The sequence below is a fragment of the Luteimonas salinisoli genome, from assembly GCF_013425525.1.
Taxonomy (GTDB): domain Bacteria; phylum Pseudomonadota; class Gammaproteobacteria; order Xanthomonadales; family Xanthomonadaceae; genus Luteimonas; species Luteimonas salinisoli.
In genome coordinates, this window is sequence record NZ_JACCKA010000072.1 from 24,249 (window position 1) to 48,828 (window position 24,580).

The 24,580-nt window shown below is 71.7% G+C and carries 23 protein-coding genes; 10 read left to right on the forward strand and 13 right to left on the reverse strand.

The window, feature by feature from the left end; translation table 11 throughout:
• Positions 1-88 precede the first annotated feature (88 nt).
• Both H0E84_RS12005 and H0E84_RS12010 read right to left on the reverse strand, forming a co-directional pair.
• Positions 89-1,927, reverse strand: coding sequence for a methyl-accepting chemotaxis protein (locus H0E84_RS12005; RefSeq protein ID WP_257644197.1), 1,839 nt, complete (start codon positions 1,925-1,927; stop codon positions 89-91).
• A 94-nt stretch (positions 1,928-2,021) separates the two neighbouring features.
• Entirely contained in the window at positions 2,022-3,053 is a 1,032-nt protein-coding gene (locus H0E84_RS12010) for a GGDEF domain-containing protein (protein WP_180678883.1), read from the reverse strand.
• 312 nt (positions 3,054-3,365) lie between these two features.
• Between H0E84_RS12010 and H0E84_RS12015 the strand changes: the two genes are divergently transcribed.
• Entirely contained in the window at positions 3,366-3,707 is a 342-nt protein-coding gene (locus H0E84_RS12015; RefSeq protein ID WP_180678862.1) for a hypothetical protein, read from the forward strand.
• Positions 3,708-3,941: 234 nt separating this feature from the next.
• On the opposite strand, the gene H0E84_RS12020 is transcribed toward H0E84_RS12015, so the two are convergent.
• Entirely contained in the window at positions 3,942-4,652 is a 711-nt protein-coding gene (locus H0E84_RS12020; protein ID WP_180678884.1) for a glutathione S-transferase family protein, read from the reverse strand.
• Between the two features lie 119 nt (positions 4,653-4,771).
• On the opposite strand from H0E84_RS12020, the gene H0E84_RS12025 reads away from it, so the two are divergent.
• Positions 4,772-5,656 (forward strand): LysR substrate-binding domain-containing protein, encoded by an 885-nt coding sequence (locus tag H0E84_RS12025; RefSeq protein WP_180678885.1) that lies wholly within the window; start codon positions 4,772-4,774, stop codon positions 5,654-5,656.
• 120 nt (positions 5,657-5,776) lie between these two features.
• Here H0E84_RS12025 and H0E84_RS12030 read toward each other — a convergent pair whose 3' ends face one another.
• The 4 genes from H0E84_RS12030 to H0E84_RS12045 form a co-directional block, all read right to left on the reverse strand.
• Positions 5,777-6,016: a hypothetical protein gene (locus tag H0E84_RS12030; protein WP_180678886.1), complete on the reverse strand. Its 240-nt coding sequence runs from the start codon at positions 6,014-6,016 to the stop codon at positions 5,777-5,779.
• Between the two features lie 379 nt (positions 6,017-6,395).
• A complete protein-coding gene (locus H0E84_RS12035) occupies positions 6,396-6,929 on the reverse strand; it encodes a riboflavin biosynthesis protein RibA (protein ID WP_180678887.1) in 534 nt (177 codons plus the stop codon).
• A 116-nt stretch (positions 6,930-7,045) separates the two neighbouring features.
• Positions 7,046-7,894 (reverse strand): cyclic di-GMP-binding domain-containing protein, MshE-related, encoded by an 849-nt coding sequence (locus H0E84_RS12040; RefSeq protein WP_180678888.1) that lies wholly within the window; start codon positions 7,892-7,894, stop codon positions 7,046-7,048.
• 32 nt (positions 7,895-7,926) lie between these two features.
• Positions 7,927-8,295, reverse strand: a complete 369-nt coding sequence (locus H0E84_RS12045) for a response regulator (protein WP_180678889.1) — start codon at positions 8,293-8,295, stop codon at positions 7,927-7,929.
• A 160-nt stretch (positions 8,296-8,455) separates the two neighbouring features.
• Between H0E84_RS12045 and H0E84_RS12050 the strand changes: the two genes are divergently transcribed.
• Positions 8,456-8,962 (forward strand): anthrone oxygenase family protein, encoded by a 507-nt coding sequence (locus H0E84_RS12050; protein ID WP_180678890.1) that lies wholly within the window; start codon positions 8,456-8,458, stop codon positions 8,960-8,962.
• Positions 8,963-9,292: 330 nt separating this feature from the next.
• On the opposite strand, the gene H0E84_RS12055 is transcribed toward H0E84_RS12050, so the two are convergent.
• Positions 9,293-9,490 carry a hypothetical protein gene (locus H0E84_RS12055; protein WP_180678891.1) on the reverse strand — a complete coding sequence of 66 codons (198 nt, stop codon included), beginning with the start codon at positions 9,488-9,490 and terminating at the stop codon, positions 9,293-9,295.
• Positions 9,491-9,607: 117 nt separating this feature from the next.
• Here H0E84_RS12055 and H0E84_RS20510 point away from each other — a divergent pair, with 117 nt between their 5' ends.
• The 4 genes from H0E84_RS20510 to H0E84_RS12070 all read left to right on the forward strand — a co-directional run bounded on the left by H0E84_RS20510 (position 9,608) and on the right by H0E84_RS12070 (position 16,045).
• On the forward strand, positions 9,608-9,742 hold the full coding sequence (locus H0E84_RS20510) for a hypothetical protein (RefSeq protein WP_257644198.1): 135 nt from the start codon (positions 9,608-9,610) through the stop codon (positions 9,740-9,742).
• 157 nt (positions 9,743-9,899) lie between these two features.
• Entirely contained in the window at positions 9,900-10,187 is a 288-nt protein-coding gene (locus H0E84_RS12060; RefSeq protein ID WP_180678892.1) for a hypothetical protein, read from the forward strand.
• Between the two features lie 142 nt (positions 10,188-10,329).
• Positions 10,330-12,798, forward strand: a complete 2,469-nt coding sequence (locus tag H0E84_RS12065; protein ID WP_180678893.1) for a cation-translocating P-type ATPase — start codon at positions 10,330-10,332, stop codon at positions 12,796-12,798.
• Positions 12,799-12,907: 109 nt separating this feature from the next.
• Positions 12,908-16,045 (forward strand): ligand-binding sensor domain-containing diguanylate cyclase, encoded by a 3,138-nt coding sequence (locus H0E84_RS12070; protein WP_180678894.1) that lies wholly within the window; start codon positions 12,908-12,910, stop codon positions 16,043-16,045.
• Positions 16,046-16,084: 39 nt separating this feature from the next.
• Here H0E84_RS12070 and H0E84_RS12075 read toward each other — a convergent pair whose 3' ends face one another.
• The 3 genes from H0E84_RS12075 to H0E84_RS12085 form a co-directional block, all read right to left on the reverse strand.
• On the reverse strand, positions 16,085-16,258 hold the full coding sequence (locus H0E84_RS12075) for a DUF1328 domain-containing protein (protein WP_180678895.1): 174 nt from the start codon (positions 16,256-16,258) through the stop codon (positions 16,085-16,087).
• A 155-nt stretch (positions 16,259-16,413) separates the two neighbouring features.
• Positions 16,414-17,592 (reverse strand): GAF domain-containing sensor histidine kinase, encoded by a 1,179-nt coding sequence (locus H0E84_RS12080; protein ID WP_219339719.1) that lies wholly within the window; start codon positions 17,590-17,592, stop codon positions 16,414-16,416.
• Positions 17,593-17,690: 98 nt separating this feature from the next.
• Positions 17,691-17,981 (reverse strand): hypothetical protein, encoded by a 291-nt coding sequence (locus H0E84_RS12085; RefSeq protein ID WP_180678896.1) that lies wholly within the window; start codon positions 17,979-17,981, stop codon positions 17,691-17,693.
• 226 nt (positions 17,982-18,207) lie between these two features.
• Between H0E84_RS12085 and H0E84_RS12090 the strand changes: the two genes are divergently transcribed.
• Positions 18,208-19,830 (forward strand): cation:proton antiporter, encoded by a 1,623-nt coding sequence (locus tag H0E84_RS12090; protein WP_219339720.1) that lies wholly within the window; start codon positions 18,208-18,210, stop codon positions 19,828-19,830.
• Positions 19,831-20,057: 227 nt separating this feature from the next.
• On the opposite strand, the gene H0E84_RS12095 is transcribed toward H0E84_RS12090, so the two are convergent.
• Positions 20,058-21,584: a tetratricopeptide repeat protein gene (locus H0E84_RS12095; RefSeq protein WP_180678898.1), complete on the reverse strand. Its 1,527-nt coding sequence runs from the start codon at positions 21,582-21,584 to the stop codon at positions 20,058-20,060.
• Between the two features lie 102 nt (positions 21,585-21,686).
• Positions 21,687-22,919, reverse strand: coding sequence for a 5-demethoxyubiquinol-8 5-hydroxylase UbiM (gene ubiM / locus H0E84_RS12100; RefSeq protein WP_180678899.1), 1,233 nt, complete (start codon positions 22,917-22,919; stop codon positions 21,687-21,689).
• Positions 22,920-23,218: 299 nt separating this feature from the next.
• On the opposite strand from ubiM, the gene H0E84_RS12105 reads away from it, so the two are divergent.
• Together H0E84_RS12105 and H0E84_RS12110 are read left to right on the forward strand one after the other, a co-directional pair.
• Positions 23,219-23,962 (forward strand): hypothetical protein, encoded by a 744-nt coding sequence (locus tag H0E84_RS12105; RefSeq protein ID WP_180678900.1) that lies wholly within the window; start codon positions 23,219-23,221, stop codon positions 23,960-23,962.
• 180 nt (positions 23,963-24,142) lie between these two features.
• Positions 24,143-24,559 (forward strand): hypothetical protein, encoded by a 417-nt coding sequence (locus tag H0E84_RS12110; protein ID WP_180678901.1) that lies wholly within the window; start codon positions 24,143-24,145, stop codon positions 24,557-24,559.
• Positions 24,560-24,580 lie beyond the last annotated feature (21 nt).

A 24,580-nucleotide genomic window follows, 5' to 3' on the forward strand; every position in this document is an offset into this window, starting at 1 on the left:
GTCGCCTCCGAGCGCATGCTGGCACGTGCCGCGCCACATCGTCCAGCGCGCGGCGCGTAAACCCGTCATCCGTAGTCGCGACGGAGCTTCAGCCCAGCGCGTAGCCGACCCGGAATCCGCCCCAGTGGCGGCCGCCGACGAATATCGGCACCGACAGGTCGAACATGATCTCGCCGGTGTCGCGGCGGTAGACCTGCAGCCGGTGGTCGTCGGTATGCCTGCCGACGCTGCGGCCGACGCGATCGGTGAAGATGCGCTTGGTGCGGTTGCCGACCAGGTCGCGGGCCGGATCGCCGGTGAGGGGCTGGCTGAAGCGCAGGTTGTGGGTGGGCACGTAGCCGTCGGGATTGGCGCAGATGGCGAACACGATCCACGGCTCGGCGGCCGCTGCGCGCTCCTGCACCGCCGGCAGCACATCGTCGCAGAGGCCGTCGAACGCGGTGGCGAACTTCTCCGGGCTGGTGCCCGCGATCGGCGAGTACTCGCGCGAGAACAGCGCGTCCATGCCGATCCGGCCCTGCGCCGCGGCCGCCTCCAGCGCCCGTCCGACGCGCGCGGCGGCGGCCTGGGCCAGCGCGCGGACGCGGGCATGGCGCGGTTCGCGCATCGGATCGGCGGGCAGTTCGAACAGTCCGACGCAATCCTGCAGGACCTCGGTGCCGGCGAGCACCGCGCCCGATCGCTCCACCACGCTGAGCGCGTGCTGGTGATTGCTGTGCGCCAGTTCCGCGACCTCGGCCAGCGATCCGTCCACGGCGCGAATCTCGGCGGCATGGCCGTCGACCAGCCCGGCCACCGCGGCCATCGCCCCGCCGGCCCTGGCCATCATCTCGCCGAGGCCGCCGATGACCTCGCCGGTGGCCTGGGCCGAGCGGCTGCCATGGGCGAGCGCCTCGGTGGTCTCGGCGATGATGCCGCGCACGTCGCGCGCGGCCGAGGCGGTGCGCTCGGACAGCGCCCGGATCTCCTTGGCCACCACGGCGAATCCGCGCCCCACCTCGCCGGCGCGCGCGGCCTCGATGCTGGCGTTGATCGAAAGAATGTTGGTCTGGAAGGCGACCTGGTCGATGACCTCGATGATGCCGTTGGCGCGCGCGGCGCGCTCCTCCACCTGGCGCATCGCCGTGGCCAGGGTGCTCGCGGCGTCGCTGCCCTGCTTCGCGCGGCCGTCCGCGTCGCGCGCCAGCGCCTGCAGCGCGGCGACCTCGCGATGGGTGTCCTCCAGGCCGGCGATCAGCCCCGCGGCGACCTCGCGCACGCGCTCCAGCGCCGCCACCTGGCCGTCCGACTGGCTGGCCAGCGCCTCGTTCTCGCTGCGCACCTCGGGCATGTCGGCGGCGATGCCCACCGACAGCTCGACGGCCTGGCGGATCGCTTCGGAAAGATTGCCGAATCCGGCGGCGAGCCGGCGCGCGAGGGGATGCTCGTCGAGCTCCACCGGCGGCACGTAGTCGAGCCGGCAGGACGCGAGCCGCCCGGCGGTGTCCTCCAGCAGCGCGCGTTCGGCCGCAGCCGCTTCCAGGCGCGCGGCCAGGGGCGCGAACGCGGCGCTGGTCGGGGCCGTGGCATCGCCGGCGGCCAGGCGGGCGGCATCGCGCAGCACCGCGGCGGTGTCCGGGTCGGGCAGGCTCAGCCACCAGCCGGCCTCGCCGTCGCGGCGGTAGCGCACGCGGCTGGCGGGATCGCCGCCGGGCGCGCTCCATACCCCCTCCTCGCCTTCCAGGTCGGCCAATCGCAGCCCCCAGACCCGCTCCAGCGGGCCCGCGACGGGCGCCTCGCCGAGTCCCAGCAGGTCGGCGGCGCTGCGGTTGGCGGCCAGGATGCGGCCGTTGCCGCCGATGCGCAGCAGCGGCACGTCGACATCGGGCAGCCGGGTCGCGGCCATGGGCGCGTCGGCGTCGCGGCGGGCAGGCTCGGCGATGTCCATCGGGCGATTCCGGGAAAGGGACCTCTCCGCTATCGGCCGCAGACGCGGGGAATTGAGCGCCGGTCGCGCGGCCGAAGCCGCGTCCGGCGGCGCCTCAGGCCGATCCGGCGCAGCGTTCCGGCGAACAGCGCCGGTCGCCCTCGATGCAGATGCGGTCGCGGCCGGTGCGCTTGGCCTGGTAGAGCGCGCCGTCGGCGCGCATCATCCAGCTCGACCAGTCGTCGTCGCCGGTGAGCATGGCGGCGCCGATCGATGCGCGCACCGGACCGGACGGGCCGCGAAGCTCCTCGCGGATCCGCTGCAGCAGCTTCTCCAGCACGACCTCCACCCCATCGCGATCGGTGGCGGGAAACAGCACCGCGAACTCCTCGCCGCCGAAGCGGTACAGACGGTCCGACTTGCGCAGGTTGCGCCGCAGGATCTCGGCGAAGGCCACCAGCACGCGGTCGCCGGCGTCATGGCCGTGCTGGTCGTTGACCAGCTTGAAATGGTCGAGATCCAGCACCGCGAGGCCGGCGGGCAGTCGGCGCGAATGGTGGGTGGCGACCGCCTGGGGCACCTCCGTTTCCATCACCCGGCGATTGGCCGTGCCGGTCAGCGCATCGCGGGTGGCCAGGGCTTCCATCTGCGAGTGGTGGAAGGCCACCAGCCAGGAGAAGATGAAGCCGTACAGGGTGACCAGTGCGGCCGTGGCCAGGAAGGTGGCCTGCGCGTCGGGCGCGGGGAACCCCGCGGGCAGCAGGAACGGCGACGCCATCAGCGCGAGATTGGCCGCCATCGCCAGCAGTCGCGGCCCGAGCATGAAGTTGGCGATCATCACCGTGTAGACCCAGAGCAGCCCCTCCAGGCCCAGCGCCACCTGGATGCCGACGCAACCGATGGTGACGAGCACCACCACGGTCGATCCGGCCAGGCGGGTGCGGCCCGTGCGCCAGGCGAACAGCGCATTGCCGGCGATCACCGCCACCACCAGCACGTCGATCACCACGGCCGTCCATTGGCCATTGGCCGCGCGCAGCGCCGCGAACGGCAGGATCGTGATTGCGGCCAGCGCGCCCAGCAGGCAGATCATCGCCAGGCGGATGTCGGCGCGCAGCTTCTCGAAAATCGCCCTCCACCAGCGCATTCCGCTCTCCAGGCGCCCATCCTGCCCGGGCAGGTCTGCACGCGAATACCGTCGATGGTCGGCCCGGTCCGCCGCACCTGCCGTCGCGGGGTCGGACATGCCCGCGGCGCCTTCGGTTCGAGACGCCTGCGCGGCGCGCGTGGGACCCGTCTTCCCGGTCATCGACCGACCGGGAGAACGTGGGCGCGGAGCGTCGGCACCGCCGGACGCCGGCCGGGGCAGGCGCATCCGGCAGGCGGAGCGATCCGCACCTGCGACGGTATCGGCCGCCGGCAGGCGGAATTTAGCCGCGTGCGCGGCGGCGGCACGACGATGGACGGCGATTCCGGCGGGGGCATCGGCTGGCGTTCATGGACACGAAGACGCCGATTCTTCACGCCGGGGCATGAAGAACCCATGTGCAAGCCGCGCAACCCGTTGATTCCGGCCGGATGGCGTGCCCAGGACGCGACGCGACGCGCGGTGCCCTACACTGGAGCGCCATGCCCGGAGCCGCCAACGATGGCAAAACCAAACTATTCGTTCGAGAAGCGTCAGCGCGAGATCGCCAAGCAGAAGCAGAAGGAAGAGAAGCGCGCGAAGAAGCAGGCGGCGAAGCAGGCCGCCGCACCGGCGCCCGCCGCCGGAAACCAGGCGCCCGCCGCCGGCGAATGAGCGGGGCGCAGCGCCGCCCGCGCTGACGGCCTTCTGCCGTCGGACACCGGGATCCTCGACCTGCCCCCCGAAGGCCGCGACCGCGACCGGTACCCGCAGCTCGGCTATCCCGCCTGAGGGGAGGCTGCGGCGGTGGCGGGGTCCGAACCCCGCCGCAACAGTCGGCCCGCCTGCCGGGAGCGATCCTGCCCTTGCGCCGGCCCCAGGCCCGCCTGGTCGTCCGGCGCGCGGCGCTCAGGCACCGCTGCCCGACAGCAGCGCCACCGCCTCGTCCAGCCCGACCTCGCCCTCGAAGCCGGCGCTTCCGTTCTCCGGCCGGCCCGCCTCCACGGCGTGGGCGAACGCGACGCCCGGGTCCGCTTCGAGCCGCTCGTACAGGCGCTGCAAGCCCGGATAGTCGCCGCGGTCGATCACGTCGTGATAGCGGGTCCATCGCGCGATCCCGATGAAGTAGGCATCTGCCAGCGTGCGCCGCTCGCCCAGCAGCCAGGGGCCGGCGCCGAGCATGCGTTCGAGGTCGGCATGCGCCTTGGCCACGGCCGCGCGCCCGTAGTCGGCCAGCGCCTGCCGGGCCTCGCCTTCGATGCCGTGCTCGAGCGCATGCCACAGCGGCGCGAAGGCGCCGAAGAAGCTGGTGTTGAGGAAGGCCAGCATCTGGTTGAGGCGGTCGAACTCCGGCGTGTGTTGCGCGAACCCGAGGCCGGCGTCGATGGCGCGTGCGCCGATGTGGTTGAGGATCGCCATGCTTTCGCTGATCGCCGCGCCTTCGGCGGTGAGCAGCGTCGGCGTCTCGGCGACCGGGTTGAGCCGCGAGTAGGCCGCGCCGGAAACGTCTTCCGGCATCCGGACGCGGCACAGTCGGTAGGGGGCGCCGAACCATTCGAGCGCAACGATACTGCCGAACGAGCAGCCGGAGGGAACGCCATAAAAGAGGATCGGAGACATTGCGGTTCCAAAGCGGTGATGGAGCCGCAAAGCTACGCTTGTGGACTTCCGGAGCCTAGACGGTAAAAATCCCACTTAAAGTCCACGCCTGTAGACATTGCTTGCTCAATCTCAACGACATGCGGTTTTTCGTCGCCGCCGTCGACCGCGGCGGCTTCGCGGCGGCCGGTCGCCTGCTGGGCGTGCCGAAATCGACGGTGAGCAAGCGGGTCGCGGAGCTGGAACGCGCCCTCGGCGCGCGCCTGATCCACCGCACCTCGCGCAACTTCGTGCTTACCGAATCCGGCCGCGACTTCCACGAACGCGCCGCGGCGGCGCTGATCGAGGCCGAGGCTGCGGAGACGGCGGTGCGCTCGCGGCAGGCCGAGCCCAGCGGGACGGTGCGCATGACCAGCTCGGTGCCGGTGGCGCAGCAGCTGCTCGCGCCGCACCTGCCGCGGCTGGCGGTGCAGCATCCCAGGCTGCGCCTGCAGCTCGACGTCAGCGACCGTTTCGTCGACATCGTGCAGGAGGGCTACGACATCGCGGTGCGCTGCCATTTCGCACCCCTGCCCGATTCGGGCCTGATCCAGCGCCAGGTCATGGTCGAGCCGGTCGTCCTGGTCGCGTCGCCCGGCTATCTGCAGCGTCATGGTGCGCCAGCCGCTCCGGCGGACCTGGCCGGACACGACGGGCTGCTCACCGCGGCCGACAATACGATCTGGCGGCTGAGCGGGCCGGACGGCGGCGAGGCCGCGGTGGGGCCGCGTGCGCGCATGATGGCCAACGAATCGACCGCCCTGCTCGCCGCGGCGGATGCCGGTCTCGGCATCGCCTGCCTGCCGTCACTGTTGTGCGCAGATGCGCTGCGCGCCGGCAGGCTGGTCCGGGTCCTGCCCGCCTGGCACGCCGGAACCATCAGCACCACGCTGTTGCTGCCGCACCGTCGCGGGCTGCTGCCGGGCGTGCGTGCGACGGTGGAGTTCCTGGCCGGCTGTCTGGCCGCGGACATCCCGGCGGTCTGAGCGCCGCCTGCGACTTCTCGCGGTTCCGCAGGCCGGGGTCACGCCCCCGGGGCACGCCCGTCGCGGCCGTTGGCCGCGCATCGGTGCGGCAAGGGCGTGGCCCCGGCCTGCGAAAGCCGGCTATCCGCTGCAACCGCCGCAGCAGACCGAAGGCTGCAGGACCACCTGGGCCTCGCCCACCGGACAGCCGACGCGACCGAGCAGGGCCGCAAGCTGCGCCGCGCCGACCGAGGTCGATACCCGCAACGTGGCACCACCGCGATCCAGGTCGACCAGCGCGGCAGGATCGAGGGCGGCGAGCGCCCGCGCCACGGCGTCGAGATCAGGCGGGGTGCCCTGGACCGCGACATGGAATTCCATTGCAACCTCCACGATGGCTACGACGCCGGCGGCCGCCGGTGCCGTGCGGCCGGGTAGCGACCGCGGGACCATGCTCGGCCCTCACCGGTCGGGACGCGCTGACCTGGATCAAGAAGTGCGCTCGAACCGCGCCAGGCAGTCCCATCCGTTGCGAGGATCCATCACCGTCGCCACGGGGCGGCGCCAATGAATAGCCGTGTCTGGCAGATGGCCCCAAAGGAAGCCTGCGGACCCATTCGCACGTTGAAACCCAACATCCAGGGAATCCCACCTGGGCGGCGATGCCGCGGCAGAAAACCCGCAGGGCGGAACACCAGCGTCCGGGCGGGCAATCCCGCGCATACGACGGATTCGGACCGCCGGTGGGAGCAGCCGGACGCTACAGCGTGCGCATGGTGTCGCCACCCGCGGCTTCCAGCAGCTCCTGCGCCTGCGCGCACTGCTCCGCACTGGTCGCGTGCACCAGCAGCACGGTCAGGCCGGCGGCATGAGCCTCGCGCGCCTTGATCACGTAGGGATCGTGGTCCGGCCGCAGCGACACCAGCCCGCCCGCGAACAGCCCGGCGACCGCACCGAACCCGACGATCGCCCCCGCGGCCATGGCCGGAGACTGGGTGATCAGCGGCAGTCCGATGCCCCAGAGGATCGCAAACACGACCCCGCCCAGCACCGCCCCGGCGATTCCCAGCCAGAGATGGCTGCGCAGGATGGTGCGGAAGATGCCGCGGTCCTCGGGTTCCAAGGCGCGAGCCAGGCCGGCCTGCCCCGGCTCCACCACCCGCACCTGCGGGATGGCCAGCGCGAGGCGTTCGTGGAGACCGGTGGCGGCGGCCTGCGCCGCCGCCACGCTGCCGAAGGCAGCCGCCACCTTGTGGTCGGAGGCCTCGCCGGTCAGGCCGCCCGCGGCGCTCATCGCCGCGGGCCTGTCGGGGGCCGGCGGCAAGACGGGCGAACTGCTGCGCAATCAGCCATGGCCGATCCTCGTCGTGGGACGGCCCAGCCTACGCCGGTGGGTTGTCTACGCCGCGTTCAGGCCGCGACCAGCAGCACGAAGCGGCCTACCTGCGAATTCATCGACACCGCCAGCGTATCGGCGCGCTGCAGCAGTTCGCCTGCCGGCTCGCCGAGGTCGGGAGGCGAGGCGCGGTAGTCGGCGTCCTCGGGCAGTGCGTCGCGGGTGACGTAGCCGACCAGCACGTTCACCAGTTCGCCCAGCGCGTCCTCGGCCAACGCCTGGTCGCACTCCTCCTCGGGCATCGACAGGAACGCGCCGGCGATGCGCGCAGCGGTGGCGCCGTCGCAGGCGACGGCGACGCGCAGCGGCCGCTCCGCATCCACCCGGACCTGCGCGGTCAGGGTGCAGCCGTGCAGGTCTTCGGGCGCCTCCACCAGGCTGGAAAACCGGCAATGGGAGCGCAGCAGGCGCGGGAACAGCCGCGTACAGGTATTGATCGCACCCGCCAGCACGGTGCCCGCGGGGTGGGAGGCAACGCCCAGTTCCAGCGCCCTGTCGGCATCGGCCCGCTCGTGCTCGTGGCTGCGCAGCGCCGTCTCCAGCTGGGCGACCGTCAGCGCGCCCTGCTCCACCAGGATCTCGCCGAACAGCCTGCGCCCCTTCTGCTGCCGCTCCAGCAGGTCTTCGACCTGGGCGGGGCTGAGCAGGCCCATTTCGAGCGCCAGGTCGCCGAAGCGCCGGTCCTGGCTGCGCTGGCGCGCGTTGATGCGTTCGGCCTGTCCGGCGTCGAGCATGCCGGCCGCGACCGCGAGCTCGCCGAGCACCGGGTTGGATGCGCGCTGCGCGTCGAGCGCGTCGAGCAGCTGCTGCCGGTCGATCAGGCCTTCCTCGAGCAGGTATTGGCCAAGAAACTTTGCCGCCATGGGATGTCGCCTCCTGTATTGGACCAGACCGCTCAGCCGGCGACGCCGCGGAGCACGCGCACCATCGCTTCTGGATCGATCGGCTTCTGCAGGTAGGACGCCGCGCCCATGCGCAGGCAGTCCTCGATGTCCTTCTTCGCGCCCAGCGAGCTGAGGATCACCACCCGGGCGTCGGCATCGTACTCGAGCAGCGCCTGCAGGGTCTGCTTGCCGTCCATCTGCGGCATCACCAGGTCCAGCAGCACCACCGTGGGGCGGTGCTCGCGGTAGCCCTCGACCGCCTCGGCGCCGTTGCCCGCCTCCGCCACCACCTCGAAGCCGGCCTCCGACAGCTGCCTGGCGGTCAGCATGCGCAGGGCGCGCGAATCGTCGCAGAGCAGTACGGTCGGTCGGGCTGTCATGAGGGTCGACTCCAGTCGGGTGGGCGCGTGGTGCTGACTCGATCGGCCGCAGGCGTCTTTTCTTTAGCCGCCCATCATGCGGGAGGCCGGCTCCACCATCCACGGGCAGCTCACGGCGCCGGCGCTATCCTCGCGCGGCACGCGAGACGGGACCGCAGCGATGACCGACCTGCTCCAGATCTCCGCCCTGCTGCTGGTCGCCCTGGCAATGGCCTTTTCCCTGGCCCATGCCGCGGAACTTCCCGGCAAGCTGCGGCTGGACCGCGAAACCTATCTGGCGGTGCAGCCCATCTACCATCCCGGCTTCACCATCGGCGGGGCGAGCGAGCCGCTCGCGATCCTGGCGCTTGCCGGGCTGCTGCTGGTCACGGGCGCCACCGGGCCCGGCTTCGGCATGGTCGCCGCCAGCCTGGTCCTGATGCTGGCCATGCAGGGCGTGTACTGGCTGGCCGTGCACCCGGTCAACCGCTTCTGGCTGGCCGCCGAGAAACTGCCGCGGACGAGCGCCGGGTTCTTTTCGCTGGGCAGGCGCCGTGCATCGCCCGACGGCGACGACTGGCGCGGACTGCGCAACCGCTGGGAATGCGCCCACGCCGTGCGGGCGGCGGTCGCGGTCGCGGCGTTCCTGCTGCTCTGCATCGCGACGGTCGGGTCGGACCCGGCCTGATCGCCGGCCAGGCCCACACCAGCTTCTGCACCTGTTTGGCACACCTAATCGCCACGTTCGTGGCTCGCCAGCTGGCGCTGGAGACGCACGTCGGCCACGCGGTCGGTGCCAGCCTGATCGACCGGCTCGACGGGTTCCGGGCGGGCGTCTCCGCCGCGCAGGTACGCGCCCGCGATAAATTCGATCCTCTGCTCCGGGAATACGGGATCGGCGGCGAATGGCGCGTGGTGATTGACCGGAACGGCGGGCGCGAGGCCACCCGGGCGATCACCGATGCGATGCCACTGCTCGCCCCTGGCCGATTCGGTGCACCTAGTGCGGGCGCGTCGTCTAGCGTGCGGCCTCGAGCGAAGCCTGCAGCGCCCGTGCCAGCCCCGCATCGCCGCTGACGATCTCCCGCCAGCCCAGCTGCACGCCCTTGCGGCGGCCCTTCCGGGCCAGCTTCATGCCCTCCGGATCGATGGTGAGCGTGTAGCTTCGCCCGCCCACCAGCACTTCCCGGCGCAGGGGCTTGTTCAGTCTGGTCATGGCGCTCTCCGCTCTCAACCGGCCACGGAGCCTAATCCCGACGATGTCTGCCGATCGCGATCAAGGTCACGGCCGATGTTCCGATGCATAACCATCCGTCCACCCGAAGAGCCCGAGATGATCGAAGAACCCTGCCTACGTGACGCGCCTGCTCGAAAGGAAGGCATGGTGCCGATCACCCGGGCGGCAGTGGAGCTGGCGCGCGCAGGGGCGATCTCGCTGGCCGAGGCATGGCGGATCCGCGCCGACTAGCCATCGTTTCCCGAAGGCGCCGTCCGCGCCGTCACCGCGCGGACGGGCGCAAGCTGAACGGGAGGTGGGACCGCACCGCGCCCATCACCTCGCCTCAACAGGCCATCGCCAAGGATGCCCCCGTCGTCCAGTTCGTGGGCCAACAGGAGAACCCTGCATGAAACCAGCACTGATCAAGTCCGCTGCCCTGGTTGCCGCCATCGGCGCGGCGCTCTCGCTGGGCGCCTGCCAGGTCGAGCAGACCGAGGAAGGCAAGATGCCCGAAGTGGAAGTGGATGCGAAGGCCGGACAGCTTCCCGAGTACGACGTAGAGACCGCCGATGTCGAGGTGGGCACCCGGACCGAGACGATCACGGTCCCGGACGTGGACGTCCATACCGAAGAGCGCGAAGTCGAAGTCCCCGACGTCGACGTGACGATGCCGGACGAAAAAGAGGAAAACTGATCCTCTCCGATGAAACCAGAACGACGCCGCGCACGCGGCGTCGTTTTTTTTCGCCGTCCCCGGGCCGGTGCGATGGCGGAGCTCGTGTCGAGACGTTCGGCCAAGCGATTAGAGTAGGCGGCAACCGCCGACGAACGCCGCGATGTCGCTCAGGCAGATCCCCCGCGAATCACTCGAAGGTAGCGACCCGGGTGCCGGCTTGCGCAGCGGCCAGGTGGCGGAACGGCGGCGGCGTTTCGGCGGCAACGACGTTGCGGAGGCAGCGCCGCGGCGCTGGTGGACGGTGGCGGCCGCCTCCGCGCGGGATCCGATGCTGTGGTTCCTGCTGGTCGTCAGCGCGCTGTTCCTGGCGCTCGGCGACGTCGCCGAGGCGGTCGTGCTGCTGGCGGCGATCGTCCCGCTGCTGGGCATGGACGCCTGGCTGCACCGGCGGACGCAGGTCTCCACCGAGGGTCTGGCCAGCCGCCTCGCCGCCACGGCGCGGGTGCTGCGCGACGGCGCCTGGCAGCTGCTCCCCGCCCGCGACCTGGTCCCGGGGGACGTGGTGGAAGTGGCCGCCGGGGGATGGGTGCCTGCGGACGGCCTGCTGCTCTCCGGCGGCGATCCGCAGTTCGACGAATCCTCGCTGACCGGCGAATCCTTTCCCGTGCGCAAGCGCGCGCTCGACGTGTCCGGCGCTCTTCCCGTCGATGCCGACGCCAGCCACTGGGCGCACGCCGGCACTCGCCTGCTGAGCGGTACCGCGAGACTGTGGATCGTTCACACCGGCGCGAGGACGCAGTACGGCGAGATCGTGCGGCTCGCCCGCGCAAGCCGCCAGGCGCGCACCCCGCTCCAGCAGTCGGTGGCGCGGCTGGTGCGATGGATCCTGATCGCGGCGCTGCTGTTCTGCCTGCTGCTGGCGGCGGTGCGGCTATTGCAGGGACACGGGCCGCTGGACGCGCTGATCAGCGCGCTGGTGCTGGCGGTCGCCGCGCTTCCGGAAGAATTTCCGGTGGTGTTCACCCTGTTCCTGGGCGTTGGGGTATATCGCCTGGCGCAGCGCCAGGCGCTGGTGCGGCGTGCGGTGGCGGTGGAGAACATCGGCCGGGTCACTGCGATCTGCTCCGACAAGACCGGCACCCTCACCGAAGGGCGGCTGCGGCTGGCCGAGGCCGTGCCCACCGAAGGCCTGGACGGGCCGGCACTGCTGGCGCTGGCGGCCTCCGTCGTCGACGCCGCCGGACACGACCCGCTGGATCAGGCGCTGTGCGCCGCGTCCCCGTCGGCCGCCTGCGGCGGCGAGCGCCTGGCCACCTTTCCCTTCACCGAGGCGCGTCGCCGCGAGACGGCCCTGTTTCGCGGCAGCGATGGTCTCGTGGCCGTGGTGAAGGGCGCACCGGAGACGGTGCTGGCGATGTGCGCACCGGACTCGCCGACGCAGGCCTGCTGGCGCGAACGGCTCGATGCCCTGGCCGCCCGTGGGTACAAGGTGATCGCTTGTGCGCGCCGCGCGTTGCCGACCGGCCACGACCCGGAACGCGAGCCGGATTCGGGTTATGCGCTGGCCGGACTGCTGGCCTTCGGCGATCCGGTCCGCGAGGGCGTACGCGAATCGGTCCAGGCCTGCCTGGCGGCCGGGATCCGGGTGATCATGGTCACCGGCGACCACCCCCTCACCGCCGGCGCCATCGCCCGCGACATCGGCCTGGGCGGCGGCACGCCGAGCGTGCTCGGCCTCGGGGACCCGGGCGGCGATCCGGTCGACACCGACGCCCTGGCCGGCGCCGACGTCATCGCGCGCGCCGCACCGGCGCAGAAGCTGCAGCTGGTGCAGGCGTTGCAGGCGCGCGGGCACATCGTCGCGGTCACCGGCGACGGCGTCAACGACGTGCCGGCGCTGCAGGCTGCCGATATCGGCATCGCGATGGGAGAACGCGGCACCCGCAGCGCCCGCGAGGCGGCGGCCATCGTGCTGCTGGACGACAACTTCCGCACCCTGGTCGCTGCCATCGCCGAGGGCCGGCAGTTGTTCGCCAACCTGCAACGCGGTTTCGCCTACCTGCTGCTGGTGCATCTGCCGCTAGTGCTCTCGGCGGCGCTGGTGCCGCTGGCCGGGTTCCCCCTGCTGTATCTGCCGATCCACATCGTCTGGCTGGAGCTGATCATCCACCCGACGTCCATGCTCGCGTTCCAGCGGCGCAGCGAAGCGCAACTGCGCGGGCAGCCGGTCGCGCGCGGACCGGTGCGCTTCTTCTCCGCGCGCGCGTGGCGGGCACTGCTGCTTGCGGGCGCAGCCGCCACGGGCGCGGTGCTGGCCGGGCACGGGCTTGGCGGCATTGCCGGGGATGTCGCGGACCCGGCGGCAGGGGCACGGTCGCTGGCGCTGGCCGTGCTGATCCTCTGCAGCGTGGTGTTTCTGGCCGTGCTGACCGGCCTGCGCGGGCGGATGCCGCGGCTGGTCGCCGCGGCCGCCCTGGCGAGCGCCGCGCTGATCCAGGTCCCGATGCTCTCCGCCCTGCTCGAGGTGCAGCCGCTGGCGCCCGCCGGACTGGCCGCCGCCGTCGCACTCGCCGGCTTGGCATGGCTGGCGGCACTGCCGTTGCGAGCTGCACTGGATGCGGAATCCTGACTCGCCGGACTCAAGAAATGTGATGGGTTGCCGTTATCCTGTGACGGATGCAGATCATGGCCGGTCCCGTCGGGGCCGGCATCCGGCCGACACGGGGGCGGCCACCGCGATGGCGAGAAGCAGCTGCTCCAGCCGCGCGTGGCGCGTCGCCGCGCTGTTGGCGCTGCCGCTGTGGCTGTGGCTGCCGCTGCATGCGTCGGCGCTGGAGGGCGCCGCCGACCAGGCCGGCCGCCTCAGCCTGGAAGCCTACGGGCCCGACCAGGGCCTGTCGCAGTCGACCGTCAACGCCATGCAGGGCGACGACCAGGGTTTTCTCTGGGTCGCCACCCAGGAAGGACTGAACCGCTTCGACGGCCATCGATTCGAGGTCTATCGCCGCGGGCCCGTGCGCGAGGGCGGACTGCTGAGCAGCAGCATCGACGCGCTGGCGTTCGAACACGGCCAACAGCGGCTGTGGCTGGGCACCAACGATTCCGGCCTCGAGGTGGTGCACCTGCCCAGCTGGGAAAGGACCCGCCTGGGCACCGCAGACGGGATTTCGCACAGCCGCGTGTCGCAGATCCTGCCCGACCCCGCCGGCGGCGCCTGGGTCGGCACCGGTGCCGGCGTCGACCACGTCGACGCGACACTCGACCGCGTCGTGCGCCTGGGCGCCGGCGGCGACGTGGTGCAGCTGGTGGCAGGCCCCCGGGAAGGCACCGCGCTCGCGCTGGATCGCGATTGCCGGCTGTGGCGCGCCACGCGCGATGCGCTCGAGCTGTTGGTGACGGCCCCCGGGGGGGCCGCCAGTTGCGTGGGCCTGCAGCACGGGCCCGAGGGCGCCTGGCTCGCCACCGCACGCCGCGGCCTGTACCTGGTCGACGCCGACGATGGCGCGGTGCTGCGCCACTATCCGATGGACGCGCTGCAGGGTACGCCGGGCTCGATCGGCGCGCTGCTGCGTCTGGCCGATGGCCGGGTGCTGGTGGGCCTGGGCACCGGCGCGATCGTCCAGCTCGGCCCCGGCACCGCCCCTACGCGGCCCCTGCCGCTCGACGGAGCGCCCGACAGCGGCGTCGTGTCGCTGCATGAGGACGACTCGGGAACCCTCTGGATCGGCACCTATACCTCGGGGCTGTACCAGGTCAGGCCGCTGTCGGCCGCGATCCGCCACGACCTGGCCGACGCGGACGCCATTGCGGCATGGCCGAGCAGCAGCCTGCGCGCGATCTGGCGCGATGGCACCCACCGGTTGCTCGGCAGCGACGCCGGGCTGATGCAGCGCCACGGCGCCGCACCATGGCAGCCGGTGAAGGCTTTCGCCGGCCACACCGTACGCGCGATCGCAAGGGCCGCGGAGGGCGGCTGGTGGATCGGCACCCATGGCGGTCTGTGGCACTGGAACGGCGCGGACCTGGCGGAACGGGTGCCGGCACTGCCCGACCCGCGGATCGAAGCGCTGCTGGTGGAGGGCGATATCGTCTGGGTGGCCACGCGCGGCGGCCTGGCGCGCCTGGAGAGCGGCCGTGCCGTCGACGATCCGAAGCTGGTGCCGCTGCGCGGGCGTCTGCTGACCAGCCTGCTGCGCGATCGTCGCGGCACCCTCTGGGTCGGCAGCAACGCCGACGGCCTGTGGCGTCTCGACGACGCCGGCATGCCGCGCCGGTTCCGGCCGAGCGCCGGCGAGCTGCACGAATCGCTCTGGTCGCTGCACGAGGGCGACGATGCGCTCTGGGTCGGCAGCTTCTCCGGCGGCCTGTTCCGGGTCGAGCCCGGAACAGGCCGCGTACGCGCGTATACCGACGGCGACGGCCTGTTCAACAACGTCGTCTACCGCATCCTCGAGGATGCGGGCGGCCGCCTCTGGCTGAGCACGAACAACGGACTGAGCGTCCTCGACCCGCCCACCGGCATCGTTCAGAACCTGCGTCCGCGCGACGGCTTGCGCAACCGCGAATTCAACAGCGGCGCTGCCCTGCGCGACGCCGAAGGGCTGCTGTACTTCGGCGGCACCCGCGGCCTGGACGTGATCGATCCGCGCGGCCTGCCGGCGCGCAGCCCGGCGGCGCATCCGGTCCTGACCGCGCTACGCGTGGTGCCCCGCGAGAACGGCGGCGACGAGCTCCGCCGCCAGTCCGACATCGTCTACGCCGAACGCATCGCGCTCGATCACGGGGAACGGGTGTTCTCGATCGAGATGACCGCGATCGACTTCACCGCGCCGGATGCCGCGCGGCTGCGCTACCGGATGCTCGGCCTGCACCGTGAATGGGTGCAGCCGCAGTCCGCCCATGCCCAGTTCTCGGTCAGCCACCTTCCCCCGGGCAGGTACACGCTCGAAGTGCAGGCGGCTGGCCGCGACGGCCTGTTCGGCCCGCCACGCACCCTGGAGATCGACATGGCGCCGCCGTGGTGGCGCCATGGCCTCGCCTATGCCGGCTACGCGCTGCTCGGGCTGCTGCTGCTGGCCTGGCTGGGTTCCCGGATCGGCGCGACCGTGCGCCGCGAACGGCGCCAGATCGAGCTGCTCAACCGCACCGTGGCCGAACGCACCGCCCAGCTGCAGGACGCCAACCAGCGGCTACGCCGCACCAACGAGCAACTCGACGTGGCCACGCGCCGCGACCCGCTGACCCGCATCTCCAACCGCCGCGACCTGCAGGCGTGGCTCGGCCGCGAGACCTCGGCGCTGCGCGTGCAGCTCGAGCAGGCGATGGACGGCCACGAGCGCCTGGCCTTCTTCATGATCGACATCGACGACTTCAAGCAGGTCAACGACGTGTACGGCCACCAGGCCGGCGACGAGGTCCTGGTGCACTTCGCCGACCGCCTGCGCCTGCTGTGCCGGGAACAGGACCTGTTGGTGCGCTGGGGCGGCGAGGAGTTCCTGCTGATCAGCCGCTTCACCCGCATCGAGGACGCCATGCGCCTGGCGGAACGCATCCGCGACGCGATCGCCAGGCAGCCGATCCGCGCCCGGCCCGGTGTGCTGCTCGAACTGACCTGCTCGATCGGCTTCGCGCCCTGGCCGTTCTCGCTCGAATGGCCGGCACTGGGCGAATGGGAGGACAGCGTCGCCATGGCGGACCGCTGCCTGTACGCGGCCAAGCGCGGCGGCAAGAACGCCTGGGTGGGGCTCGCACCGGGTCCGGCGCCGGACGAGGCCGGCGTCCTGGCGCTGCTGGCCGGCACGGCTCCGGACCTGCCCGGGCCGGACTGCGTGCAGGTGCTGCATTCCGGCGACGCGGCCCCCCGCTTCGATCGCTGAGACGGGAGCACTCCCGCGGACCGGTCCCGCGCGGCGGTCTCAGGTCACCTTCTTGTAGATCGTCACCCCGAGCACGAACAGCACCACCGCGATGACGATCGCCGTCCAGAACAGGAACTGCGCGATGCCCATCGCCGCCCCGGCCATGCCGCTGAAGCCCAGCGCGCCCGCGATCAGGCCGATGACGGCGAAGATGATGGCCCACTTGATCATGTCTGATGCCTCCGGCCCCGGCGGGGCGATGGTGGATGGATGCGCAAGCGCCCGCATGGATCGGGCCGCCGGCGGCGCATCCGCACGATAGGCGCGACCGCGTGGCACGATCGTGAAGTCCGCGGGTTCGAGGCGCGCGACGGCGTCGGCGCGGCTCAGCCGTGCAGCGGCATGCGGAAGCGGAAACGGGTGCCGCGCTGGTCGCTGGACTCGACCTCCAGGGCACCGCGATGGGCGCGCGCGATCTGCGCTGCGATATAGAGGCCGAGGCCCAGCCCGTCCACCCGGCCGTCCTCCTCGCCGCGCGAGAACGGCTCGAACAGGCGGCGGCGCCGTTCCTCGGGGATCGCACGCCCGGCGTTGGCGACCGACAGCACCAGCTCGCCGCCGGTCGCACGCGCCGCGGCCCGCACCGGCGCACGGGGATCGCCATGGGTCGCGGCGTTGATCAGCAGGTTGGCGAACAGCTGCGCGATGCGGTCGGGATCGCAGCGGACCGTGCCGCCGATCACCAGATCCGCCTCGACGGGCCTGCCGGGATGCGCGGCGCGCACCTCGGAGACGACATGCTCCAGGATGCCGCCCAGGCCCTCGGTCTCGCGCAGCGTCACCGGGATGCCGCCGCCCAGGCGCCCGTGGGCGAAATCGAGGATGTTGTCGATCAGTTCCGACATGCGCGCGCAGGCGTTGCGCATGTCGTCCAGCGGTTGCTCCCAGGTGTCGTCGAGTTCGCCGCGCAGCAGCCAGGTGTTCGTGCTCAGCACCTGCAGCGGGTTGCGCAGATCGTGGCCGAGCACGGCGATGAACTCCTCGCGCACCCTGGCGGTGTCCTGTTCGCTGCGCAGCGCGTCGCTTGTGAGCTCGTGCTGCTCGAGACTGTCCATGTGCGTGGCGATGAGCTCGGCGAACAGCTCCAGGGCCTGGACGATGCCGGGATCGTCCAGTCTGGCCGGCCGCGGATCGATCGCGCACAGAGTGCCGAAGAACGCGCCGTCGCGACGGAAGATCGGCACCGAGATGTAGCTCTCGAACCCGTACAGTTTCGGCGTGGGGTGCTCGCGGAACTCCGGGTGGCTGCCGACGTGGCCGATGACCACCGGCTGGCGATGCTGGCGGATCTCGTTGCAGATCGTGGTCTCCAGCGCGAGCTCGCCGCCGGGCTCGATGCCGAAGTCGATGCCGTCGCGCACCGCACAGGCCGTCCAGCGGCTGTCGGTGACCCGCGCCACCGCCGCGAAACCCATCCCGGTGATGTGCGAGACCGTCGCCAGGATCTTCTCGACCGCCGGAATGCGGCCGATCAGCGCGACCTCCGCGCCCTTCGCTCGTTCCACGCCGCCCCCACCCGTTCCCAGTCCCGAATATAGCCCGTGTATCCGCCCCGCAGGCCAGCGCCACGCACGTCCCACGACTGAATACGAACCTATCCCGCCTACAGGGCCTCCCTGTCTTCGTCGCTGCCCGGCTCGGCATAGTCCGGATCCTCGGCATCATGGGCGTGGCCGAGCGCCTCGCGCACCGGCGCCGGCAAACGTTCGACGTCGAGCACCACCTTGCCCGAGTGGACGTCGCGCACCGCATCCAGGGGAATGACGAAATCGCCGGCGTTCTCGATGTTGACCACAAGCTCGGCGCTGGCGCTGCGCACCTCGCGCACCGCGCCGACGCCCAGTTCGCCGTCGACCACGAACACCATGCAGCCAACCTCGATCCGCTCCGGCATGGGGGCCACCTCGTTGCTGCGGCGCGATCGCGATCCGCATCGCTCCACCGTCGCAGGGAATGATCGCCCGACCCGGCGTTGCCCCGCGGTGAAGGCCCGGCGGGCCCGGCCGTACGGGCGGCGCTGGACCGCTGCGCGCCGGAGGCGGCGCAGGCGCGCGCTAAGGAACGTGCGGCCGGCGGGGATGCTAACGTTTCCGCACCGCTCCATCCCACGCCGGATCCCCGTGTACAACGAAGTCGCGCTGCTGCTGTTCGCCACCTCGATCATCGGCCTGGTCGCCCTGCGCCTGCGCCAGCCGGTGATCGTGGCGTACATCCTGATCGGCATCGTCGCGGGACCCTCGGTGCTGGACTGGGTGAGCGGCCACGAGTCGATGGAGCTGCTGGCCGAGATCGGGGTGACGATCCTGCTGTTCGTGGTGGGCCTGAAGCTGGATCTCAACCTGGTGCGCAAGCTCGGCGCGGTCGCGCTGGCCACCGGGCTGGGGCAGCTGGCCTTCACCATCGTCATCGGCTTCGCGATCGCCATGCTGATGGACATGGGCTGGGTGCGTGCGCTCTACGTGGCGGTGGCGCTGACGTTCTCGAGCACCATCATCATCGTCAAGCTGCTCTCGGACAAGCGCGAGATCGACTCGCTGCACGGCCGCATCGCGATGGGCTTCCTGATCGTGCAGGACATCGCGGTAGTGGTGGCGATGATGATCATCGGCACCCAGGGCGGCGGCGGCGCGGACCAGGGCAGCTGGCTGATGCAGCTGGGCGAGGTGCTCGCCAAGGTGGCCGGCATGGGGCTGCTGGTGGGGCTGCTGATGCGTTTCGTGCTGCCCAGGCTGCTGCGCTGGATGGCGGCCTCGCAGGAGCTGCTGCTGGTCTTCGCCATCGCCTGGGGCACCTCGCTGGCGGCGGGCGGGGAATGGCTGGGATTCACCAAGGAGGTCGGCGCGTTCTTGGCCGGCTTCTCGCTGGCGTCGCTGCCGTTCCGCGAGGCCATCAACGCGCGCCTGGCCAGCCTGCGCGATTTCCTGCTGCTGTTCTTCTTCGTCCACCTCGGCACCCAGCTCGACATCTCGGCGCTCGGCGCCGAGGTGCCGGCGGCGCTGGCGCTGTCGGCGTTCGTGCTGGTCGGCAATCCCCTGATCGTCATGGCGATCATGGGATTCATGGGCTACCGCAAGCGCACCGGCTTCCTCGCCGGCCTGACCGTGGCGCAGATCAGCGAATTCTCGATCATCTTCATCGCCATGGGCGTGGCGGTGGGCCACGTCGATCCGGCGGCGCTCGGCCTGGTCACCCTGGTCGGCCTGCTCACCATCACCGCCAGCACCTACATGATCCTCTACTCGCAGCAGCTGTACGGCCTGTTCGAGCGCTGGCTCGGCGTGTTCGAACGCCGCGACCCGTTCCGCGAGCGCGCCGCCGAGGACGTCCCGCCCGCGGTCGACGTGCTGGTGATGGGCGTGGGCCGCTACGGCCGCCGGCTCGGCGAACGGCTGATGGACGAGGGGCTCACGGTCCTGGGCGTGGATTTCGATCCGACGGTCATCTCGCAGCGCGGCGAGCGGCTGCCGGTGCTTTTCGGCGATGTCGAGGACAAGGAGTTCGTCGCCCATCTGCCGCTGTCGTCGGCGCGCTGGGTGATCAGCACCCTGCGCGATCCGGAGGTCGACCGGAGCCTGGTGCGCAGCCTGCGCGAGCTGGGCTTCGCCGGCCGCGTCGCCGCTACCGCGCATTCCGAGGACGAGGCCTCGCGCCTGCGCGACGTCGGCGCCGACGACATCTTCCGGCCGTTCCGCGACGCCGCGGACCACGCCGCCGAGCGCATCGTCGCCTCCTGCAGGACCTGACGGCGGCCGGTCCCGACCGACACTGCCGCCGCCGCGTCGCGGACGGATGGAGGCTCGCGGCGCCGCCCCGGCCCGGATGCCCGCCGGTCAGCTCCTAGCATCCGCGCGGGAGCGAGCAATCCGGCCTCGACGAAGCGGCGGCGTGAGGGTGTACCTGGCATCGGATGTGCTGGCTCGTCGCGCACATCGTGCCGGACCGGAAGGGCACTGGCGACGGAGATTGGACCCTAGCGGCCGGAGGAGATCCTGGCCAGTTCGGACACCATCTGGCGCTGCCGGGGATCGCGCTCGTCAACCAGCTTGCCGAAGCGCGCCGCGGCAATGGAAGCCTCATCGGATTCGCCTGCCTTGTAGAGCACCACGCTGCGCATGAACTGGGCCTCGGCCTCGTCGGGATATTCGGTGGCCAACCCCTTCGAGCAAGCGAGCGCCGCTTCGCGCTCCATGCCGCCGATGATGTAGGTCTCGCACCAGCGCATGAAGGCCCACTTGCGCTGCGGCGGGTACTGCATCGCCGAGTGGAACGCCTTGCGCGCCTCCGCGCGTCTCCCAAGCTTCCCCAGCGCCTGGCCGAGCACTCCGTAGTTGTGGCCGGTCGGAGCGCCCGCGACCATCGCTTCCTTCGCGTCCGCCACGGCGCCCGCGTAATCTTCCAGCTTCCTGCGCACATCGGCACGGCCCCGAAGGAAGCGGTCGTTGGCCGGCGCGAGCCGCAGGGCCTGCGAGAGATAGCCGAGCGCCCTGCGGTAGTCCCCATTGGCCCTGGCGGCCATTCCGGCCTCGCCGATGAAGATCGGGTCGGGGGCGATCCTCGCCGCTTCCTCGAAGTCGGCGGCGAGATCTCCGATCGACGCCCGCCTGCCCAGATAGGCGAGATATGCGCGCAGCCCCACCGCCCGCGCGAGCATCCCGCCGAGCGCCGGATTCCGCTCCGCCAGCGGGCGCAGTTCGGCCACCGAGGCGTCGAGCTCGGCAAAAGAACCGCCCCAGCGCGGGTCGAGCGCCTGCTGCTGCTGGAAGCGGACGTTCCATGACAGCGGAGCCACCGACAGGCAGTGCCCGGTGGCGGAGTCGCGGAGTTCACGGTCTCCGAGCAGCCGGGCCGCGACCATCAGGTCCATGCAGGCCGGGCTCAGCCGGGGCTCGATCTCGAGCGCCGACTGAAGCATCCGTATCGCCGGGCGCATGAGGCGCTCCATGGCCCGGAGGTCGGACGCAGGGGTATCGCGAATCGCCCTGTTGCCGCGCGAGCGCCCGGCCGCCGCCGCCAGGTGGCTGCCCATCGCCGCGCGGGCATAGGGACTATCCGGCGCCTGGGAAAGCCATAGCGCGGCAAGGCGTCGGCTTTCGTCGCTGGACCCGAAGGCGTGGTAGGCGCGAAAGAGCGGTTCGTCCGAGGCGGGGTCGGAACCCTGAGCCTCCAGCATCGCGGCGTAGCGGCGATCGAGGACGACCGCGCCATCCGCCGACGCGAGCACCGCCGCGATCTCCTCGATCGAGGGCGATGCGCTGGCAAGCAATGGACAGCGCGCTCGCGCCGCTCCCGCCGTCCAGTCGTTTCCGGGCAGATCGGGATAGGCCAGACAGCGCTCGACCCAGTCGTCCAACCCGTCCGCCGCGGCGGCGGCCTCCAGATACGCGTCCCATCCGGCTCGATCGATCGTCGCTTCCGCCGCTGCGACAGGGCGAGCCGAAGCGGGTTCCTCGCCCGGCAGGCATCCCACCAGCATGATCGTCGCGAGCGTCGCAAGCATCCGTACCCATCGGGCCGATCGCATGGTCGTTCCTTGACTTGTCCCCGAGGCGATCCTGCCACGAAGCCCGGACGGAGCATAGACATGAGGGCTTCGACCGCGTCACCGTGCGAATAGCCGCACGCCCTTCCACAGCCGCTGCGCGATGGGCGGATCGACCGGCCCTTCGTCCATCAGTCCCGAGGCCAGCGCGCGCCGCAGCGGCGGCAGGCGGGCGCCGGCATGCAGGATCGCGCGGCGCAGCGGCTGCACCTGCGCCCTGTCGTCGGTGTAGAGGCCCACCACGGCGCGGGTGCCCAGGTACAGCGGCAGGCTGCCCGCGCGGTGGCGGCGCTGGTAGCGCGCCAGCAGCGCCGGGTGGGCGGGGTCGCCATGCCGCGCCAGCGAGTCGCGTACCGCCTGCGTCAGCCGCGCCACGCTGGCCAGGCCGAGGTTGAAACCGTGCGCGGTGACCGGGTGCATCCCGACCGCAGCATCGCCGACCAGGGCGAACCGGGGACCCACGAAGCGCCGCGCCCAGGTCGCGACGAGCGGATAGGCATGGAGACTGCTGGCCAGGACCATCGCGCCCAGAAGCCGTTCGAAACGCGCCTCCACCTCCCGGGCGAAATCCTCGGCCGACAGCGCGCGCAACCGTGCAGCCTCGGCCTCGGTCACGGTGAGCACCACCGACGATGCCCGCCCCTCGCGCAGCGGAAGCAGCGCACGCGTCTGGCCGCGGCCGAACCATTCCCAGGCCGCACCATGGTGCGGTTCGGCATGCGACATGCGGCAGACCAGCATGGTGCGGCCGAAGTCGTGGGAGTCCACGGCGATGCCCATTGCCCGGCGGGTCTCCGAGAAGCGGCTGTCGGCGGCGACCAGCAGCCGGCCCTGCAGCATGCGTCCGTCGCCGAGCCGCACGCGGGCGCCGTCGCCGTCGGTCTCCACGGCGGCCACCGTCGCGCCGGCATGGGTGCGGATGGATTCGCTGTCGCCCGCCGCGTCCCAGGCCGCGGCGCGGATCAGGTGGTTGGCGACCAGGCTGCCGAGCTGCGACTGGCCAGCCTGCCCGCCGTGGACCCGGAAGCCGGCGCCGCCGCTGCCGTCCATCACCCGCGCCGTTCGCAGCGGCGCGACCTCGGCCTCGGGGATGCGGGGCCACACCTCCAGTTCGCGCAGGATCCGCATCGAGCCGTGGGTCAGGGCGATCTCGCGGCCGTCGAAGGCCGGCGCGGCGATGGCCGCGGCCGGCTGGCGCTCGACGATGTCGACGCGCAGCCCGAGCCCCGCCAGCGCGCGGGCCAGGCAGAGGCCGGCCGGGCCGGCACCGACGATGACGACGTCTGTCTCCAAGGGGCTCTCCGTGACGGCTCGCGGAGCAGGCTAGCGCGACGCGCGCTGCCGGGACATGACCAGGATCAAGGCCGCGCCGCCAAAACGCCCGTCACGGCGGCGTGCATCGGGCGATGCCGGCGGCGGCGCCCGTGCGGGCGCCGTGCGGCGATTCCCGATGGACGCCGGCATGCTCTGCCGCCTGCGCGCGATGCGCCCCTGCGGCCGGTGGCCGCCGCGGACGCCGTTTCGCGGATCATGATCGACGCCACCCGCCGCCCCGCAGCATGCCGGTGGCCCACGCCCGACCGGAGAAGCCGATGACCCAGTTCCGCAATCCCGCCGCGCTGTGCCTCGCCCTGCTGATCGTCGCCTGCGGCGGACAGCCGGCCCCCGCCTCCGCGACGGACGGCGCAGCACCCGGTTCGCCGGTTACCGCCGCCGTCGACCCCGACACCGGTTGCCACGACGACGACATCGCCTGCCACGAAGCCATGTACCTGCTCGAAGAGACGCTGTTCCTGTACGAACTGGGCCTGGACGCGGACCTGGACGCGCCGGCGGCGGAGTGCTGGCGGTCGGACGGCGAGGCCTTCCGCCGGACGATCGCGGCCTGCGCGGACCGGGATTGCCGCGAGCAGGCGCTGCGCCAGCGGCTGGCCGGCCTGCACTTCCTGCAGCCGGAGGAGCGGCGTGCGGACATCGACCTGCCCGACGCGCCGCAGCTGGTCGCCGTGCTCGCCCCCGAAACGGGGGACACCAGCGGAGCGGCCCCTCGGCCGCCTGCTGGCGCGGGCGCGTCCTTCGAAGTCCGCGGCGCGCTGGTCCATGCCATGGAGCACCCCGAGCACATGGGCATCGCGGTCCGTTCCGCCGCGGGAGACGACCACGTGTTCGTCTTCGACATGGACATCGGCAACCAGCACGGACACGACGAGGTGCTAGGCCTGGTGGGCACCTCGCCCACCGCGCGGGTGCTGGTGCGCGGCCAGCGCAAGGACGCACCGGACGGCACGGCCGATTTCGACACGCTGCAATGCCGGATCGTCTACCTGTTGCCCTGAGCCGCCGCCATCCCAGGGCAGCGGGCCACGGCCCGCGCGGCGCGCCTGCGGACACGGCCGGCGATGCCGCCGCAAGGCGAACCGGCCGCTGGACAGGCCCCGGCCGGCCATGGACCATGGCGGCGGGCGCCACTGCACGGATGCCCGGCCATCGCCACCACCCATTCCAGGAAGACATCCATGACGATTACACGCATCGCCACCATCTTCGCCCTCTCCCTCGTGCTCGCCGCCTGCGCCTCCGGGCCGCAGGACGCCACGCCCACGCGCGGACGTGCGGTGCAGTCCCAGGACGGTTCGTTCACCGGCGAGGTCATCGGCACCGCGCGCGAGGGCAGCGCCTTCGCCAGGCTCCAGATCGGCATGGACATGCAGCAGACCCAGGAGATCATGGGCGGCACCCCGGACCGTTTCCACACCTACGAGTCCGGAAAGCGCTGGATCCCGTTCTATTTCGGCGACGACGCGCGGCGGATGCAGGCGCTGTACAAGGACAGCGGCTGCCTGATCTTTACCGGCGGCAACGTCTGGGGCGGCGCCGGCGGCGTGCTGATCCAGATCGAACACGATCCCGCGGGCGACTGCTACCAGCCCTGACGATCCCGGTGGTATAGCGAG